Below are 15,137 nucleotides of genomic sequence, written 5' to 3'. Positions count from 1 at the left end.
CCCGGCACCGACCTCCCCACGCCGTCCCCGCCGCCCTCACATCCCCACCACCCCGGCACCACCCGCCCCGGCGAGCGTCAGCGGCAGATCCCGGCGAAAAGGTCCGGCCCACCCGTCCACGGGTCGGCGGAGGTGGGGGAACACAACCGGGGGCATCGGCCACCAGGAATCAGCGCCTTCCCCATACCCCTTCGCCCCCTCGCGCTCTTCGAAGAGCACTTCGATTCAGTCCGGCGCAGCACCACCCTCCTTCGAAACGATCGCTTACCAGAACAGCGGCTTCTCCGATCGACGATCACTTCAGAAGTGCCGAGAATCACTCCGCCGCATGACGCGGCTACACATTCCACACCCCTGTTCACATGACCATGCCACATCACCATGACACGCCGAAATAGGGATTAGGCTCCCCTGTCCAAGGATCGCCCCCCCCCGCGCATGCAGGGCCGTCTCGTCCAGTCGATGAAGAAACTTGACGGAGCGCCTGTTCCATAGGTGATCACCGCTCAGCGGATTCTCCTCTAGGCGTCCGGAAAACATGCTCAACAAGAATGCGACCATTCCCATCTCGTAACGAAGCCAGTGCGGATACCCTTGGCGTCGAAAGACCACTACCGGCCATGCATTCGGGTCACCGCTCGAAGTGTCCCAGCAGAGAATGTCTGCCCCAGCGTCAACTCCCCAGGCGACGAGCTTCTCTCCGTCTACACCATCGATAACCTCTGAACGATGAGGTCGGGCATCCTCCTGCCAGGTCAGGCGAGCGTTCTCGGACTCTTGATACATGCCCTCACCGTCAAGAACGAGGTCGGCTCCTGGGATGAGCACACCAAGAAAATCCTCAACGGCCCCCTCACCGTAACAGCGCACGAACTCACGGTAATCATCAGGGAATCCATGCCCCCATGCTGCCGCAATCACCGCCCAATCAACCACATCCCCGGCCTGCCCGGAAGGCGGCATCACATCAACAATACGTTGATCAATCACCGAAGTATCCATTTCGCGACGTCCGATATTTATCCACCCATGAGCCGCGCTGTGAAGAGCTTCGGGAACCGACACCTTTGTCGTGTCACCTGATCGTCCATCCTCATGCACCTCGACCATGAATCTACCTCGCTCGACGCGCCAGGGGTCATTCCGGCGGTCGCGAACGGCGAGGGTCATCGACAGGCATCCACGAGGGTCGTCGATTGCTGGGCCACCCCCGCGGGTATTCGCCCGCCGCGAGCATACCTCTCAAGAACTCCCCGACACCACCGTCGAAGATCACAAACTGCGGACACTGCCGGAAAGCAATCCCCACGTTCCAGACCTCCGTCAGGTCACCGGACACCGGAGGGAGAAGAAAGCATGTGTCACCGTCCCAGTCGTGGTAAGCCCAAGGAACAACCGTTTCCCAGGCTTCCAGGACACGAGGATCAAGCCGCCACTTCAAGGACTCGTAGGACTCCCACAACCCTTCCCGCTCCTCCTGCATGAACTGGAGCAACCCCATGTTCCCACCCGGGTGAGGAACAAACAGATGCCCCGAGATCACTCCGTCCCCGTAACGCTCCACCAAGGTCTTGTACTCCTCGGGAAGCGGTCCACCCACCCATTCCTCGACGGGCGCCCACATACCGTCGGACGAGGCACCGTCCACCCTCCCCTCACCGAGGAGCCGAGAATAAAGCACTACCTACCCTCCGAATCGCGGGAAGAGGCACAGCCAACAAGGACCGGACCACCATTATCTGCAACACATCTCGCGTGACGAAGAATTCACCATGCCGCGAAAGCGATCACATCGCGGAGCCTTTTGACAACGTCAAGCGATATCCTATCGACCACGGCCGCACGGGAATCAGCCAGACGTGCTGGAGGATGAATTCGACCCGCCAGCCCATGGATTGATCCCACGAGAGCGGAGGATCTTCATATCACGTTTGTGCATAAACCTAAGAGACTGCATTTCCCATAGATCACTACCACTGAGAGGCATCTCCTCAAGCTCACCTGAAAAAATGGCCAGCAGGAATCGCGTCATTCCCATCTCAAAACGCGACCAGCTCGGATAATTCTGGCGACAGTAAATCACGACGGGCCAGGCGTTCGGATCCTCAGCCGAAGTGTCCCAACAGAGGATATCGGCACCGGTATCGACCCCCCAGGCGACGAGATTCCCCCCTTCCACACCACGAATAAGCGCCGAGGGATCTTGCTGGGCGTCCTCCTCCCAAGTCAGGCGAGCGTTCGCCGACTCCTCGTACATGCCATTGCCGTCGAGAGGAAGACGAACACCGGGAACGAGAACAGCCATGAATTGCTCGATATCGCCCTCGCCATAACAGCGGACGAACTCCCGATAGTCATCCGGGAAACCATGCCCCCATGCGTCGGCCGCAGCCGCCCAATCGACCACATCGCCCGCATTCTCCGAGGGTGACAGCACCTCACGAATCCGCCGATCGCCCATCACCTGCACTCCAATCGACAGGCCGCAGTTCACGCCCACCCTCTCGCCGGTGCCCCCTCATCCAAACATGCCCGCATAAGGGTCCGGCTCTCCGGTCCATGGATCAATCCCCCGCGCCAAGGAGAGTTCTTCGTCCCTCTGGTGGAGGAATCTGGGGTTCGAATTACACCATAGGTGGGTCCCACTGAGCGGGTTCTCGCCCAGTCTCCCCAGGAAGGTGGAGGTCAAGAATTGAATCATCCCGCACTCGTACCGCCGCCAATGCTGGATCCCTTGACGGCGGAAAACCACCACGGGCCACGTATTCGGATCCGGCACCGAGGCGTCCCAGCAAAGGATGTCTGCTCCCGCATCCGCCCCCCATGCAATCAGATGATCTCCTTGCACACCTTCCGCACCACGCCGCCGGATGTCTTCCGACCAAACCTGGCGTACGTTTTTCGATTCCGAACGCATGTCGAAGCCCTCGGGGAGCCTTCCAGGCTCCGGAACAAACACGACGAGGAATTCCTCGATGGTCCCGAGGCCGTAAGTATCGACGAAGCCACGGTAATCATTAGGAAATTCAGTACCCCAAGAACCGGCGATTTGACTCCAGTCGATCGACTCTCCAGCATTGGGCGAAGGTGGCATCATCTCAAGTATGCGTCGATCAAGCGCCATGGCACTCCTCAACTCCTCACAAATGCCTGACGCATAAGGAACATCTCCCACACCTCACTGTTCCGCGCCGCCGCGCCCGACCCCGCCAGCCGAGCCGGGGTCATTCCGGTGGTCGCGTGAGGCGAGGATCATCGACAGGCATCCACGCAGGTCGTCGATTCCTGGGCCACCCCCGCGGATACTCGTCGGCCGCGAGCATTCCTCTCAAGAACTCCCCGACACCGCCGTCGAAGATCACAAACTCCGGACACTGCCGGAAGTCGATGCCCACGTTCCAGACCTCCGTCATGTCACCCGACGCCGGAGGGAGAAGAAAGCATGTGTCGCCGTCCCAGTCGTGGTAAGCCCAGGGAACAACCGTTTCCCAGGCTTCCACCACACGAGGATCAAGCTGCTGCTTCACGGGTTCATAGGACTCCCACAGAGCTTCCCGCTCTTCCTGCATGAATTGCAGCAGCCCTCGATACCCACCCGGGTGCGGAACGAACAGATGCCCAGCGATCACTCCGTCCCCGTAACGCTCCACCAAGGTCTTGTACTCCTCGGGAAGCGGTCCACCCACCCATTCCTCGACGGGCGCCCACATATCGTCGGACGAGGAACCGTCCACCCTCCCCTCACCAAGGAGCCGAGAGTAAAGCACTATCCACCCTCCGAACAGTCCAACATCGGGCTCTTCCTCGTTCACTTCAGTTAGTCAGCGATCACCGGCTGATCTGACAGATATCGTGGGGACCGGGAACCGCCACTGCGTCGCCACGTCGGGGGAGTACAGCACCAGCGTCTCCTCGACGGAGTCGTTGCCGCCGATGCGTTGGATGTCCGCGCCCGGGCTCACGTCCCGGTAGGTGATCACCGGGCCCTCGACCACACCCGGTCGGGGGCCGCGCCGTCGAGCGAGTAGCCGACGGCGTGGTCCGCGTCGGCCGGGGTCTCGTCGGCGGTTCCCCACACCTGATCAGGCGCCGGTCCGCCCGCCGACGTCCCGTCGGGTGACCCATCGTCGGCGGTCGCCACGGGCTCCATGGCCGTCATGCCCGCCACCAACAGGGTCACCGACAGCAGCAACGACCGCACGCGATACACGTTTCCCCCACATCTCAAGCGAACGCGACGGCACATTCTCGAAGTGGTCACGGGTTCACCACAAGATCACATTTCGGGCACTTGGAGTTCGCTTCGCGATACCGGTGATGTGCATTCGATGGCGAATGGTCACCGATCGATCGATAACGGCTGACGCCCCGGGATGCCGCTCCGGCCGGCGGGCGGCGCACATGTCCGTGAGGGCGTTCCGGGAGCGGCGGCGCCCGGCGCGCGGGGAGGTGAACCGGAGAGCCCTACCCGCGCCCCCTGGCGTACACACATAATTATTTTGCACTCACAGGCAAACTTGCATAGCATCCAACGCCATGTGCCCTGGACAGACGCCCCTCGGACTGCGCGAACGCAAGAAGCTCGCCACCCGCGAAGCCCTCGCCGACGCCGCTCTGCGGATGGCCGCCGACCACGGCATGGAGCAGGTCACCGTGGAGGCGGTCACGGCCCGGGTGGGCGTCTCGGTCCGCACGTTCTTCAACTACTTCCCGACGCTGGAGGACGCCTTCATCCGGCCCGATCCGGAGACCCACCTGCGGACGCTGAAGGCCGTCCGCGAGGCGCCCGCCGGGCTCAGCACCCTTGAGGTGATGCGGGAGGCGATCGCGCGCCAGCTGGCGCACATCGAGGAGGACCACGACCGCTGGCAGCTCCAGGTGTCCGTCCTGGAGCGCAACCCCTCGCTCCTCCCCCGCTTCCTCGCCGCCCGCGGCGCCGACGAGAAGGTCCTCATCGAGACGGTGGCCGCCCGCGAGGGCTGCCCGCCCACGGCGCTCTACCCTCGCCTGGTGACGCACGTGGCCGTCGCGGCGGTCCGGGCCGCCGTCGAGACGTGGGCCGCCGACCGTACCGCGTCCTTCCAGGACCTCTTCCGCCAGGCGTTCGACCTCATCGCCACCGGGCTGTCCCGGTGAGACGGCCCCCCGGCCCCGTGCCCGCCTGAACTCCACGGCCCCGCACGGCGGTTCTCCGCCTTTCCCCGGCAATCCAGAAACACCGCGCACACGAGAACTGAGGATCCACCATGACCGCCACCGCGCCACCTGCCCAGCAGGCGGCTCCGACGATGACGCACCGGCAGGTGCTTGAGGCCATGTCCGGGCTGATGGCCGGGATGTTCGTGGCCATCCTCGCCTCGACCGTGGTCGCCAACGCGCTCCCCCGCATCGTCTCCGACCTCAACGGCTCGCCCTCCTCCTACACCTGGGTGGTGACGTCCGAGCTGCTGGCGATGACCGTCACCGTGCCCCTGTGGGGCAAGCTCTCCGACCTGTACGACAAGAAGCTGCTCATCCAGCTGTCGCTGTCCATGTTCGTCGTCGGCTCGCTCGTCGCGGGCTTCTCCAACGGCATCGCGGTGCTCATCATCAGCCGCGTCCTCCAGGGCATCGGCGCGGGCGGGCTGACGGCGCTGGCGCAGGTCGTGATGGCCGCGATCATCCCGCCGCGCGAACTGGGCCGCTACTCCGGCATCTTCGGCGCCGTCTTCGCCGTCGGCACGGTGGCGGGGCCGCTGATCGGCGGCGTGCTCGTGGACACCTCGTGGCTCGGCTGGCGCTGGTGCTTCTTCATCGGCGTGCCGTTCGCCCTGCTGGCCATCTTCCTGCTCCAGCGCACCCTGAAGCTCCCCGTGCAGCGGCGCGAGGTCAAGGTGGACTACGCGGGCGCCCTCCTCATAGTCGCGGGCGTCAGCGCCCTGCTCCTGTGGATCTCCTTCGCGGGCAACCAGTTCGACTGGGGCTCGTGGCAGACCGCCGCGCTCGTCTCGGCCGGTGCGGTCCTGCTGGCCGCCGCCGTCCTGGTCGAGTCCCGGGTGGACGAGCCGGTCATCCCGCTCTCGCTCTTCCGCAACCGCACGGTGACCCTCAGCGTGGTCGCCAGCGCCCTGGTCGGCGTCGCGATGTTCGGCGGCACCGTCTTCCTCTCCCAGTACTTCCAGATCTCGCTGGGCAACAGCCCGACCGTCGCGGGCCTGATGAGCCTGCCGATGATCCTGGGCCTGATGGTCTCCTCGACCGTCGTCGGCCAGATCATCAGCGCGCGCGGCCAGTGGAAGCGCTACCTGGTCCTCGGCGGCGTGCTGATGACGGTGGGCCTCGCGCTGCTGGCGACGATCGGCTCCGAGACGCCGTTCTGGCAGCTGGCCGTCTTCATGGCGATCATGGGCGCGGGCGTCGGCATGCTGATGCAGAACCTGGTGCTCGCGGCGCAGAACGACGTGGCCGCCGCCGACCTCGGCGCCGCCACCTCGGTGGTGTCCTTCTTCCGCAGCCTGGGCGGCGCGATCGGCACCAGCGCGCTGGGCGCCGTGCTCGCCAACCGGGTGGCCAGCGAGACGGAGAAGGGCCTCGGCACCTCGGCCGAGGGCGGCGGGTCGAGCCACGCCATCCCCGACCTGAGCACGCTGCCCGACGCCGTGCGCCAGGTCGTCGAGCACGCGTACGGCGTGGCGACGGCGGAGACGTTCCTGGTCGGCGCGCCCGTCGCGTTCCTCGCGCTGGTCGCGGTCCTGTTCATCAAGGAGAAGCCGCTGAAGACGCAGAGCGGCCTCGAACGGCTGGCGGACGAGGCGAAGCCGCCGGTCGGCGCGCCGCACTGACAGCGGCACCGGACGCGCACGGCGGCCCGCTCCCCTCGGGGGCGGGCCGTCGGTCACTTCGGCCCGTCGGGTCTTCTGCCCGGCGGGCCGAAGCGCTGCCAGGGGGCAGGTTCTGGCGGGGCGGGGTGTGTTCAGGTGATCCAGACGTCGAGGCGGGTGAGGTTGATCGCGGCGACGTTCTTGCGGGCGTTGACGTGTCCGGCATCGACCAGGTGCTGCTGGGGTGCGTTGCCGTGGTCGGTCAGGTCTTGGTGGACAGCATCGTTGACCTGCTGGACGGTCATCGCCGCCGTGGTGGTGACCAGGTCCGGAGCGTCCGGTTCGCGCCGTCGCTTCCGGGATCCCACCGGGATCTGCCGGGCTCATCGGCACAGGCCACTCCCCCCGCACGACGTCGGCCTCCGCGAGCGCAACCGCATCGCGAAGGCCGACGTCACGCGGCCCGCCGCATCACCCGGCGGTGTCCCCCCGCACGGGGGTGGGCCGTCGGCGTGTCCGGCCGGGCCGCCGGGTCAGTCGTCGTCCACCGGGATGCCCATGTCGGTCACCAGCACCTTGCGCACCTCGTCGTCGTCGGCGAGCGTGCGCCGTTCCTCCGTGCCGTCGTCGCGCGTGAGGACGAGTTCGCGCCCGACCAGCAGCCAGTGGAGGCCGGGGGTGGTGCGCTGCGCGACGATGCGCCCGCTGAACGGCGAACGGGCGTGCGCCGCGACGTACCAGTTGCCGACGACCTGGTCGATGTAGGGGCTGGGCTCCGTCGTGAAGACGTACTGGTCGGCCCAGCCGCCCGGCTCGTGCGCCTGGAGCAGCCAGCCGAACGGTTCCCCGTCGCCGTGCCCGGCGGTGATGCCGTCCGGCAGCGGCCGGTCCGTGACGGACGGCAGGCGCAGCAGCCGATGGCGGCGGCCGTGCGCCGTGTGCTCGGTGCCCTCGGTGAGGGGCAGCGGGGCGAAGGGCATCCCCGTGCCGCCGAAGCCCGCCTCCACGAGGTACGTGCCCGGCTCGCCCGGTACGCCGACCAGCAGCGTCAGGTGGGTGTGCGCCCGGCTCGCGTACCGGTCCGTGCCGAGCACCACACGGCCCGCCACGTACCGCACGTTCAGTCCGACGGTCTCCAGGGCGGCGCCGAAGAGCCGGTTGTGCTCGTAGCAGTAGCCGCCCCGGCCGCGCCGGACCAACTTGTCCTGGAGATCGGCCAGTTCGAGGGAGGGGACGATGCCGCGCACCGGGTCGAGGTTCTCGAAGGGGATCGCCATGATGTGGGCGCGCTGGAGGGCCTGGACGGTGGCCAGGTCGGCGGCGACGGGACCGTCGTGGCCTATGCGGTCGAGGTAGGCGGCGAGATCGAATATGTCAGGGTCGTGCGTGGTCATGCTGCAACCGTAGGCGGGCGCCGACGGGAAGGACGAGCCACGTAGGCTCCGGGGCATGCCGACGACGGACGACGACGCGTTCCTGCACCAGGTCACCGCCCGGCTCGCCGGGCTTCCCACCGTACGGGCGGTGGCGCTGGGCGGTTCCCGGGCGACGGGCACGCACGGCCCCGGCAGCGACTGGGACCTCGCCGTCTACTACCGGGGCCCGTTCGACCCGGCGGCGCTGCGCGCGCTCGGCTGGCCAGGCGAGGTCTCGGAGATCGGCGGCTGGGGCGGCGGCGTCTTCAACGGCGGCGCGTGGCTGCGGGTCGAGGGGCGCCGTGTGGACGTGCACTACCGCGACCTCGACACGGTGGAGCGCTGTCTCGCCGAGGCGCGGGAGGGCCGCTTCGACGTGGAGCGGCTGCTGTTCCACCTGGCGGGCGTCCCGAGCTACCTGCTCGTCGCGGAACTGGCCGTGAACCGCCTCCTGTCGGGGGAGCTGCCGCGGCCCGCCTACCCGCGGGCGCTGCGCGAGGCGGCGCCCGAGCGGTGGGAGGGCGAGGCGCGGCTGACGCTCGCGTACGCCCGTGACGCCCACGCGCCGAAGGGGCACCTCGCGGACTGCGCGGGCGCGGTCGCGACGGCCGCGGCCCAGGCGGCGCACGCGGTGCTGGCGGCGCAGGGCCGGTGGGTGACCAACGAGAAGACGCTGCTGGACCGGGCCGGGCTGCGCGGCGTCGATGCCGTCCTCGCGGGCCTGACGACGGACCAGGACGTCCTGCGCGGCGCGCTGGACCGCGCGGAGTCCCTGCTGACGGAGGCCGTCGCCCGCGCGCGGGCCGTCTGAGACGGCGGCCTGTGGCGGCCGTCACTACAGCCACCTGTACTGCGCGGCCGCCCGGCCGTGCGGGAGACTTCCTCGCATGCGCGATCGATGGGACGAGGTACGGCGCGGCGCCGCGTATCTGCTGGTCTGCCTGGTGACGGCCGTGGCGACGCTGCTCGCCCTGCCGCTGCTGCTGCTCAGCCTGGTGACGACCGCCTTGGGCGGTCTCGGACTCGTCCTCTTCCCCCGGACGCTGCTCGGTCTGCGCCGGTGGGCCGAGTGGCACAGGCGCCGCGCCGCGCGGCTGCTGGGCGTCACGGTGGCGCCCCGGCGCACCGGCCTGCCGGAAGGCGTCCGCGCGCAGTGGCGCGGGATACGCGAGGACCCGGGCGTGCGGCGCGACCTGCGCTGGTCGGCGCTGCACTTCGCGAGCGGCTTCGCGGCCGGGGCCGCCGCGCTGCTGTGCGTGGGCGGCATGGTGGGCGGCGCGGTGGCGACCGGGCTGTGGTGGGCGTTCCCGGAAGGAAACGGCTTCACGGCCTTCGGCGTGGAGGTGGGTGGTTGGGGGACCGCGCTGTCCCTGGGCCTCGCGCAGACGCTCGTCGCGGCGGGCGTCACCTGGCGGTGCGTGCCGTGGCTGGCGCGGGCGCACGCGGGGCTCTCCGTCCGCGCGCTTGAGCCGTCGGCGCGGGAACGGCTGGCGGAGCGGGTCGGCGAGCTGACGGAGAGCCGCGCGGGCGTCGTGGACGCGCACGGCGCCGAACTCCGCCGCATCGAGCGCGACCTGCACGACGGCACGCAGGCCAGGCTCGTCGCGATCGCGATGCGCCTCGGCGTGGCGCGCGAGGCGCTGCGGGACGATCCGTCGGGCACCCTCGCGCGGCTGCTCCAAGAGGCGCACGAGGGCGCCGAGGAGGCGATGACGGAGCTGCGCCAGGTGATCAGGACGATGTATCCGCCGATCCTCGCCGACCGGGGTCTGGACGGCGCGCTGGCGGCACTGGCCGCGCAGTCGGCGGTGCCGGTCGAGCTGGACACGGGCGGGCTGGACGCGGGCGGGCCGGGGCAGGTACCGGCCGCCGTGGAGGCCGCCGCGTACTTCACGGTCGCCGAGGCGGTCACCAACGCGGCGAAGCACAGCGGCGCGTCCCGCGTCGTGGTGCGGCTGAGCCGGAGCGGGGGCGGGCTGCTGGTCGAGGTCACGGACGACGGTCTCGGCGGCGTGGACGAGAGCCGGGGCAGCGGCGTCGTCGGCATACGGCGCCGCGCCGCCGCGCTGGACGGGACGGTGCTGGTCTCCTCGCCGCCCGGCGGGCCGACCGCGCTCACCGTGGAGCTGCCGTGCGGGTCGTGATCGCCGAGGACAACGTGCTGCTGTCCACCGGGCTCGAACTCATCCTGAACAGCGCGGACATCGAGGTCGCCGCCGTCGTCACGGAGGGGCCCGCCCTCGTCGCCGCCGTGGAACGGCACGCGCCGGACGCGGTGATCGCCGACGTGCGGCTGCCGCCGACGTTCCGCGACGAGGGCGTACGGGCGGCGCTCGCCGTGCGCCGCGCGCATCCCGGGCTGCCGGTGCTGGTGCTGTCGCAGTACGTGGAGCGGGTGTACGCGCGGGAGTTGCTGGCGGAGGACGCGGGCGGGGTCGGCTATCTCCTCAAGGACCGCGTCAGCCGGGTCGGCCGGTTCGTGGAGGACCTGCGCCGGGTGGCGGCGGGCGGGACGGTGATGGACCCCGAGGTGATCGCGCAGCTGATGGCGGGCGGCGGCGCGGGCGGTCTCGCGTCGCTCACCGCGCGGGAGCGCGAGGTGCTGTCGCTGATGGCGCGGGGCCTCGGCAACGGCGAGATCGGCAGGATGCTGTGCGTCACCGACAACGCGGTGCACAAGCACATCGGGAACATCTTCGCCAAGCTCGGGCTGCCGGTCACGGACGGCGGGCACCGCAGGGTGCTCGCGGTGCTGGCGTACCTGGGGGCGTGAGCGGAAAACCGGCGGACCACCGGACTGTCGGATCGTCATACTGGCGCGATGCGTCATCACTACGTCTGCCCACCCTGCCGGGCCGCCTACAAGCGCCCGCCGCCCTGGGAGGGCCCGACCGGGGTCTGCCCGCGCTGCCGCCGTGAGGTGCTGTACGCGGGCGACGCGCTGGCCGTGCCCCGGCGTTCGGACGCGGCGGGCTGGCGCGTGCTGACCACCCTGCTGCACGCGGGCGTCGGCTTCCGCTCGTCCTGCTGCTGGGGCCCCGGGTGGCGACCGCGCACGCCCCGCGAGGTACGGGAGCGGCTGACGGCCGCCGGGCGGACGGGCATGCCGGTCGCGCGGGCCCTGGTCTCACGGGACGTGCCGGGCGTCGCGCGGCGGCGTCAGGGCAGGATCGCGTCCACGTAGCCGCCGTCCACGCGCAGCGCGCCGCCCGTGGTGGCCGAGGAGAACTCCGAGGCGAGGTAGACGACCATGTGGGCGATCTCCTCCGGCTCGATAAGACGCTGCAGCAGCGACTGCGGGCGGTGGCTGCGCATGAACTCGCGCTGCGCCTCGTCCCACGGGAGGTCGCGGTCAACGAGCTGGTAGACGAAGTCCTCGACGCCGCCGGTGTGCGTGGGCCCCGCCATGACGCAGTTGACGGTGACGCCCGTCCCGGCCGCCGCCTTCGCGAAGCCGCGGCTGACGCCGAGGAGCGCGGTCTTCGTCATGCCGTAGTGGATCATCTCGGCCGGGATGGCGACGGCGGAGTCGCTGGCGATGTACTGGACGCGGCCGAAGCCCCGGTCCTTCATGCCAGGCAGGTAGGCGCGGGTGAGGCGGACGGCGGCGAGGACGTTCACCTCGAAGTAGCGGCGCCAGTCGTCGTCGGTGATCTCCAGGGCGGGCTGGGCGCCGAAGATGCCGAGGTTGTTGACGAGCACGTCCACGTCGGGCAGCAGGTCGAGCAGCCGGGCCGTGCCCTCGTCGGTGGAGACGTCGGCGGCGACGGCGACCGGCTCGGGCGCCTCCGGGACGTCCTCCATCAGCCGGGCGACGGCCGCCCCGACCCGGTCGGCGTTGCGGCCGTTGACGGCGACGCGCGCCCCGGCGCGGGCGAGTCCGGTGGCGATCGCGGCGCCGATGCCCTGGGTCGAGCCGGTGACGAGGGCCGTCCTGCCCGCGAGATCGATCTGCATCCCTGTGTACCGCCTTCGCTGTCGTGGGGGTTCACGGCCGTGCGACACGGCCGCGACCATCACATCATCACGACGGGCGGTGGCGGCGGAGGGTGGACGGCGGGTCAGCCGTCGGCGCGTCGGCGCTTCGGTCAGCGGGCGAGCCCCTCCAGGATCTCCGCGCCCGGCAGTTGGGGGAGCGCCTTCCCCGGCAGGATCAGCTTGCCCCGGCGGCGCCCGCTGCCGACGAGCACCCACGGCAGCTCGGTGAGGGACGCGTCGATCAGCAGCGGCCAGCCCGCGGGCAGGCCGACGGGCGTGATGCCGCCGTACTCCATGCCCGTCTCCCCCACGGCCGTGTCGTGCGGCGCGAACGACGCCTTGCGCACGTCGAGCCGCCGCCGCACCGTGCCGTTCACGTCGAGGCGCGCGGCCGAGGGCACCAGGCAGGCCGCGAGCCGTACATCGGCGCCGCGCTTCCCCGCGACCACGACGCAGTTCGCCGAGGCGTCCAGCAGTTCCTGCCCGTAGGCGGCGACGAACGCGGCGGTGTCCGCCACCTCCGGGTCGCTGTCCACGAAGACGACCTCGCCCGCCGGGACGGGCCCCTCCCAGGCGCGCAGGGCGTCGGCCACCGGGCCGGGGAGCATGGCGAGGCGGTCGGGGGCGGGGGCGGCGTCGGGGAAGTCACCGAGGGGAGCACGCATGGCGGGCACCGTACCAGCCCTGGTCAGCGGGGAGTTCCCGGCACCGAGACGGCCATGGACATCTCGGCGGGCTCGGCGCCGTCGTTGCGGTAGCTGTGCGGGACGTGCGACTCGAACGCGGCGGACGTCCCTGCGGGGACGGTGTGTTCGACGCCGTCCACCGTCAGGACGACGCTGCCCGTCGTGACGTGCAGCAGCTCTGAGGTGCCGACCGGGTGCGGGTCCGACTCGCTGCCCTCGCCCGGCATCAACCGCCAGTGCCACAGCTCCAGCGGCCCCGGCGCGTCCGTCCCGGCGAGCAGCACGCCGTGGCTGCCCGCGCCCGTCTCCCACAGCCGCACCGCACGCTCCGGCGGGAAGAGGCGTACGGCGGGCGCCTGGTCGAAGTCGAGCAGCGTCGGGATGCCGACGCCGAGCGCGTCCACGATCTTCACGACCGTGCCGATGCTCGGGTTGGTCCTGGCCTGCTCGATCTGCACGATCATGCCCCGGCTGACCCGGGCGCGGGCGGCGAGGCCGTCGAGGGTGAAGCCGCGTTCGGTGCGCAGCCGCTTGAGGTTGCGGGCCAGCGCCTGGGTGAGCTGGTCGATGTCGGTCACACAGGCCCTCTCATGGGGATTAATATTTTGTCAGCGACAGTTCACTCTGATGGACTGCCCGGCGGTGGGACACCCCTGTCCCGACCGGACCGGACGACAGCGACGACGACGAACGAGGTACCGCGATGCTCGCCCTTGCCCTGGCCACCAGTCTCCTGTGGGGACTGGCCGACTTCGGCGGCGGGCTGCTGACCCGGCGCATGCCCGCGCTGACCGTCGTCGTGGTCTCGCAGGCGCTGGCCATGGCCGTGCTGGGGGCGATCGTAGTGGCCACGGGGGCGTGGAGCGAGGCGAGCCCGCTCCTGTGGTTCGCGGTGGCGGCCGGGGCGGTCGGCCCGGTGGCGATGCTCTGCTTCTACCGCGCGCTCGCGCTCGGCCCGATGGGCGTCGTCTCCCCGCTGGCCTCGACGGCGGTCGCGGTGCCGGTCGGCGTGGCGCTGCTGGCGGGCGAACGGCCGGGGCTCGTGCAGTACTCGGGCATCCTGGTCGCGTTCGTCGGCGTCGTGCTCGCGGGCGGCCCGCAGCGCGGCGGACCGGCGGTCCAGCGCCGGACCATGGGGTACACGCTGGTGGCCGCGCTGGGCTTCGGCGCGGTGCTGGCGCTCATCGCCGAGGCGTCGGAGACGACGACCGGGCTGTTCCTCGCGCTGTTCGTGCAGCGCGCCGTCAACGTCGTGGTGGGCGGCACGGCCCTGTACGCGGGGACGCGGCGGGGCCGTCCCGCGCTGCCGTCCGGCGGCAGGTCCGTGGTGACGGGCGCGCTGCCCGCGCTGGCGTTCGTCGGGCTGGCGGACGTGGCGGCCAACGCGACGTACGCCCTCGCCGCGCGCGTCGGACCGGTGACCGTCGCCGCCGTGCTCGCGTCGCTCTACCCGGTCGTCACCGCCCTCGCGGCGCGCGGCCTCCTGCGGGAGCGGCTGCGGCCGGTGCAGACGGCGGGCGCGGGGCTGGCGATGGCCGGGACGCTGCTGCTCGCCACCGGCTGACCCGGCGGCGGTCAGGGGCAGTCCTCGCCGAACTTCACGGCGTCGAGACGGGCCCGCGCGCCGTCGAGCGGCGCGCCGGGCCCCGGGGTCTGCGCGCAGACCTGCCAGTTGGACTCGACGAGGATCATGCGCCCGTCCCCCGAGACGTCCCGCACGTCCACGGACGCCGCCCGTCCCAGGGCGGCGCGGGCCACGTTGACGGACTCGCCGGTGAGGTCGGGCGCGGTGTCGCCCGCCTCGGGCGGCGCGGTGGAGCGGTCCCCCTCCGGGCACTCCTCCTCCGCCTTGACGACTGCCAGGGCCACCTCGGTGCCGCCCGCGTGGGGACCGGCCGGTGGCTGCTGGGAGCAGACGACCCAGTTGCCGTCCACGAGTTGCATGCGGTCGCGCCCGAGGGCGTCGTGGGAGGTGACCGCCTCGAACCCGGCGGCACCGGCGCTCTCGCGGGCCTCCGGGAGCGACAGGCCGGTCAGGTCGGGCAGTTCGCCCGCGCCCGCCTGCCGGTCGGCGTGCTCCGTGGGCTTCTCCTGCCCGGCACGGTCCGGCTTCTCGCCGCCCGGCTCGCTGCCGCAGCCGCCGAGCAGCAGGAGCGCGGCCCCGGCGAGGACGGCGGCCGTGGCGCGGCCGGACGGGCGTGGTGGTGCGGTGGGTCGGCCGGCTGTCAACAAGTCCCCCGTACGGACGCGCGGTCGGT

19 protein-coding genes are annotated in these 15,137 nt (G+C 70.4%); 7 read left to right on the top strand and 12 right to left on the bottom strand.

The window, feature by feature from the left end; genetic code table 11:
- Positions 1–300: 300 nt before the first annotated feature.
- The 6 genes from IF27_RS30085 to IF27_RS09275 form a co-directional block, all read right to left on the bottom strand.
- A complete protein-coding gene (locus IF27_RS30085) occupies positions 301–1,110 on the bottom strand; it encodes an SMI1/KNR4 family protein (RefSeq protein WP_190232882.1) in 810 nt (269 codons plus the stop codon).
- Between the two features lie 739 nt (positions 1,111–1,849).
- Positions 1,850–2,494, bottom strand: a complete 645-nt coding sequence (locus tag IF27_RS30080) for an SMI1/KNR4 family protein (protein ID WP_110945713.1) — start codon at positions 2,492–2,494, stop codon at positions 1,850–1,852.
- A gap of 24 nt (positions 2,495–2,518) precedes the next feature.
- Complete coding sequence (locus tag IF27_RS30075) at positions 2,519–3,124, bottom strand: SMI1/KNR4 family protein (protein ID WP_110945712.1); 606 nt, start codon at positions 3,122–3,124, stop codon at positions 2,519–2,521.
- 100 nt (positions 3,125–3,224) lie between these two features.
- Entirely contained in the window at positions 3,225–3,812 is a 588-nt protein-coding gene (locus IF27_RS09280) for an SMI1/KNR4 family protein (protein WP_190232881.1), read from the bottom strand.
- 9 nt (positions 3,813–3,821) lie between these two features.
- Entirely contained in the window at positions 3,822–3,980 is a 159-nt protein-coding gene (locus IF27_RS30930) for a hypothetical protein (RefSeq protein ID WP_190232880.1), read from the bottom strand.
- Entirely contained in the window at positions 3,977–4,201 is a 225-nt protein-coding gene (locus tag IF27_RS09275) for a hypothetical protein (RefSeq protein ID WP_052848948.1), read from the bottom strand. Before IF27_RS09275 ends, IF27_RS30930 begins: the two co-directional genes overlap by 4 nt.
- A 335-nt stretch (positions 4,202–4,536) precedes the next feature.
- Here IF27_RS09275 and IF27_RS09270 point away from each other — a divergent pair, with 335 nt between their 5' ends.
- Positions 4,537–5,136: an acyl-CoA-like ligand-binding transcription factor gene (locus IF27_RS09270; RefSeq protein WP_052848947.1), complete on the top strand. Its 600-nt coding sequence runs from the start codon at positions 4,537–4,539 to the stop codon at positions 5,134–5,136.
- Between the two features lie 152 nt (positions 5,137–5,288).
- The gene (locus IF27_RS09265; protein WP_476713125.1) at positions 5,289–6,821 is read left to right on the top strand and encodes an MDR family MFS transporter; all 1,533 of its coding nucleotides are present in this window, start codon (positions 5,289–5,291) and stop codon (positions 6,819–6,821) included.
- A gap of 131 nt (positions 6,822–6,952) precedes the next feature.
- Here IF27_RS09265 and IF27_RS09260 read toward each other — a convergent pair whose 3' ends face one another.
- Both IF27_RS09260 and IF27_RS09255 read right to left on the bottom strand, forming a co-directional pair.
- Positions 6,953–7,105: a hypothetical protein gene (locus IF27_RS09260; RefSeq protein ID WP_190232879.1), complete on the bottom strand. Its 153-nt coding sequence runs from the start codon at positions 7,103–7,105 to the stop codon at positions 6,953–6,955.
- A gap of 228 nt (positions 7,106–7,333) precedes the next feature.
- Positions 7,334–8,194, bottom strand: coding sequence for an arylamine N-acetyltransferase family protein (locus IF27_RS09255; RefSeq protein ID WP_052848944.1), 861 nt, complete (start codon positions 8,192–8,194; stop codon positions 7,334–7,336).
- Positions 8,195–8,249: 55 nt separating this feature from the next.
- On the opposite strand from IF27_RS09255, the gene IF27_RS09250 reads away from it, so the two are divergent.
- From IF27_RS09250 to IF27_RS09235, 4 genes are all read left to right on the top strand, one after another.
- Positions 8,250–9,026, top strand: coding sequence for a nucleotidyltransferase domain-containing protein (locus IF27_RS09250; protein ID WP_052848943.1), 777 nt, complete (start codon positions 8,250–8,252; stop codon positions 9,024–9,026).
- A 76-nt stretch (positions 9,027–9,102) separates the two neighbouring features.
- Positions 9,103–10,359 carry a sensor histidine kinase gene (locus IF27_RS09245; RefSeq protein ID WP_052848942.1) on the top strand — a complete coding sequence of 419 codons (1,257 nt, stop codon included), beginning with the start codon at positions 9,103–9,105 and terminating at the stop codon, positions 10,357–10,359.
- Positions 10,347–10,988 carry a response regulator transcription factor gene (locus tag IF27_RS09240; RefSeq protein ID WP_052848941.1) on the top strand — a complete coding sequence of 214 codons (642 nt, stop codon included), beginning with the start codon at positions 10,347–10,349 and terminating at the stop codon, positions 10,986–10,988. The genes IF27_RS09245 and IF27_RS09240 overlap by 13 nt, the downstream gene beginning before the upstream one ends.
- A 48-nt stretch (positions 10,989–11,036) precedes the next feature.
- Positions 11,037–11,399, top strand: coding sequence for a deoxyxylulose-5-phosphate synthase (locus tag IF27_RS09235; protein ID WP_052848940.1), 363 nt, complete (start codon positions 11,037–11,039; stop codon positions 11,397–11,399).
- Here IF27_RS09235 and IF27_RS09230 read toward each other — a convergent pair.
- The 3 genes from IF27_RS09230 to IF27_RS09220 form a co-directional block, all read right to left on the bottom strand.
- Positions 11,375–12,172 (bottom strand): SDR family NAD(P)-dependent oxidoreductase, encoded by a 798-nt coding sequence (locus IF27_RS09230; RefSeq protein ID WP_052848939.1) that lies wholly within the window; start codon positions 12,170–12,172, stop codon positions 11,375–11,377. The two genes, IF27_RS09235 and IF27_RS09230, sit on opposite strands and share 25 nt — an antisense overlap.
- 131 nt (positions 12,173–12,303) lie before the next feature.
- Positions 12,304–12,858: a YbaK/EbsC family protein gene (locus tag IF27_RS09225; RefSeq protein WP_052848938.1), complete on the bottom strand. Its 555-nt coding sequence runs from the start codon at positions 12,856–12,858 to the stop codon at positions 12,304–12,306.
- A 23-nt stretch (positions 12,859–12,881) separates the two neighbouring features.
- A complete protein-coding gene (locus IF27_RS09220) occupies positions 12,882–13,457 on the bottom strand; it encodes a helix-turn-helix domain-containing protein (protein WP_052848937.1) in 576 nt (191 codons plus the stop codon).
- A gap of 125 nt (positions 13,458–13,582) precedes the next feature.
- Between IF27_RS09220 and IF27_RS09215 the strand changes: the two genes are divergently transcribed.
- Positions 13,583–14,443, top strand: a complete 861-nt coding sequence (locus IF27_RS09215) for a DMT family transporter (RefSeq protein ID WP_052848936.1) — start codon at positions 13,583–13,585, stop codon at positions 14,441–14,443.
- 11 nt (positions 14,444–14,454) lie between these two features.
- Here the strand turns inward: IF27_RS09215 and IF27_RS09210 are convergent, their stop codons facing one another.
- Positions 14,455–15,108 carry a hypothetical protein gene (locus tag IF27_RS09210; protein ID WP_052848935.1) on the bottom strand — a complete coding sequence of 218 codons (654 nt, stop codon included), beginning with the start codon at positions 15,106–15,108 and terminating at the stop codon, positions 14,455–14,457.
- Positions 15,109–15,137: the final 29 nt, after the last annotated feature.

The organism is Streptomyces avicenniae (genome assembly GCF_000719135.1).
In the GTDB taxonomy this organism is placed as follows: domain Bacteria; phylum Actinomycetota; class Actinomycetes; order Streptomycetales; family Streptomycetaceae; genus Streptomyces; species Streptomyces avicenniae.
This window is presented reverse-complemented; position numbering and strand designations above follow the sequence as displayed.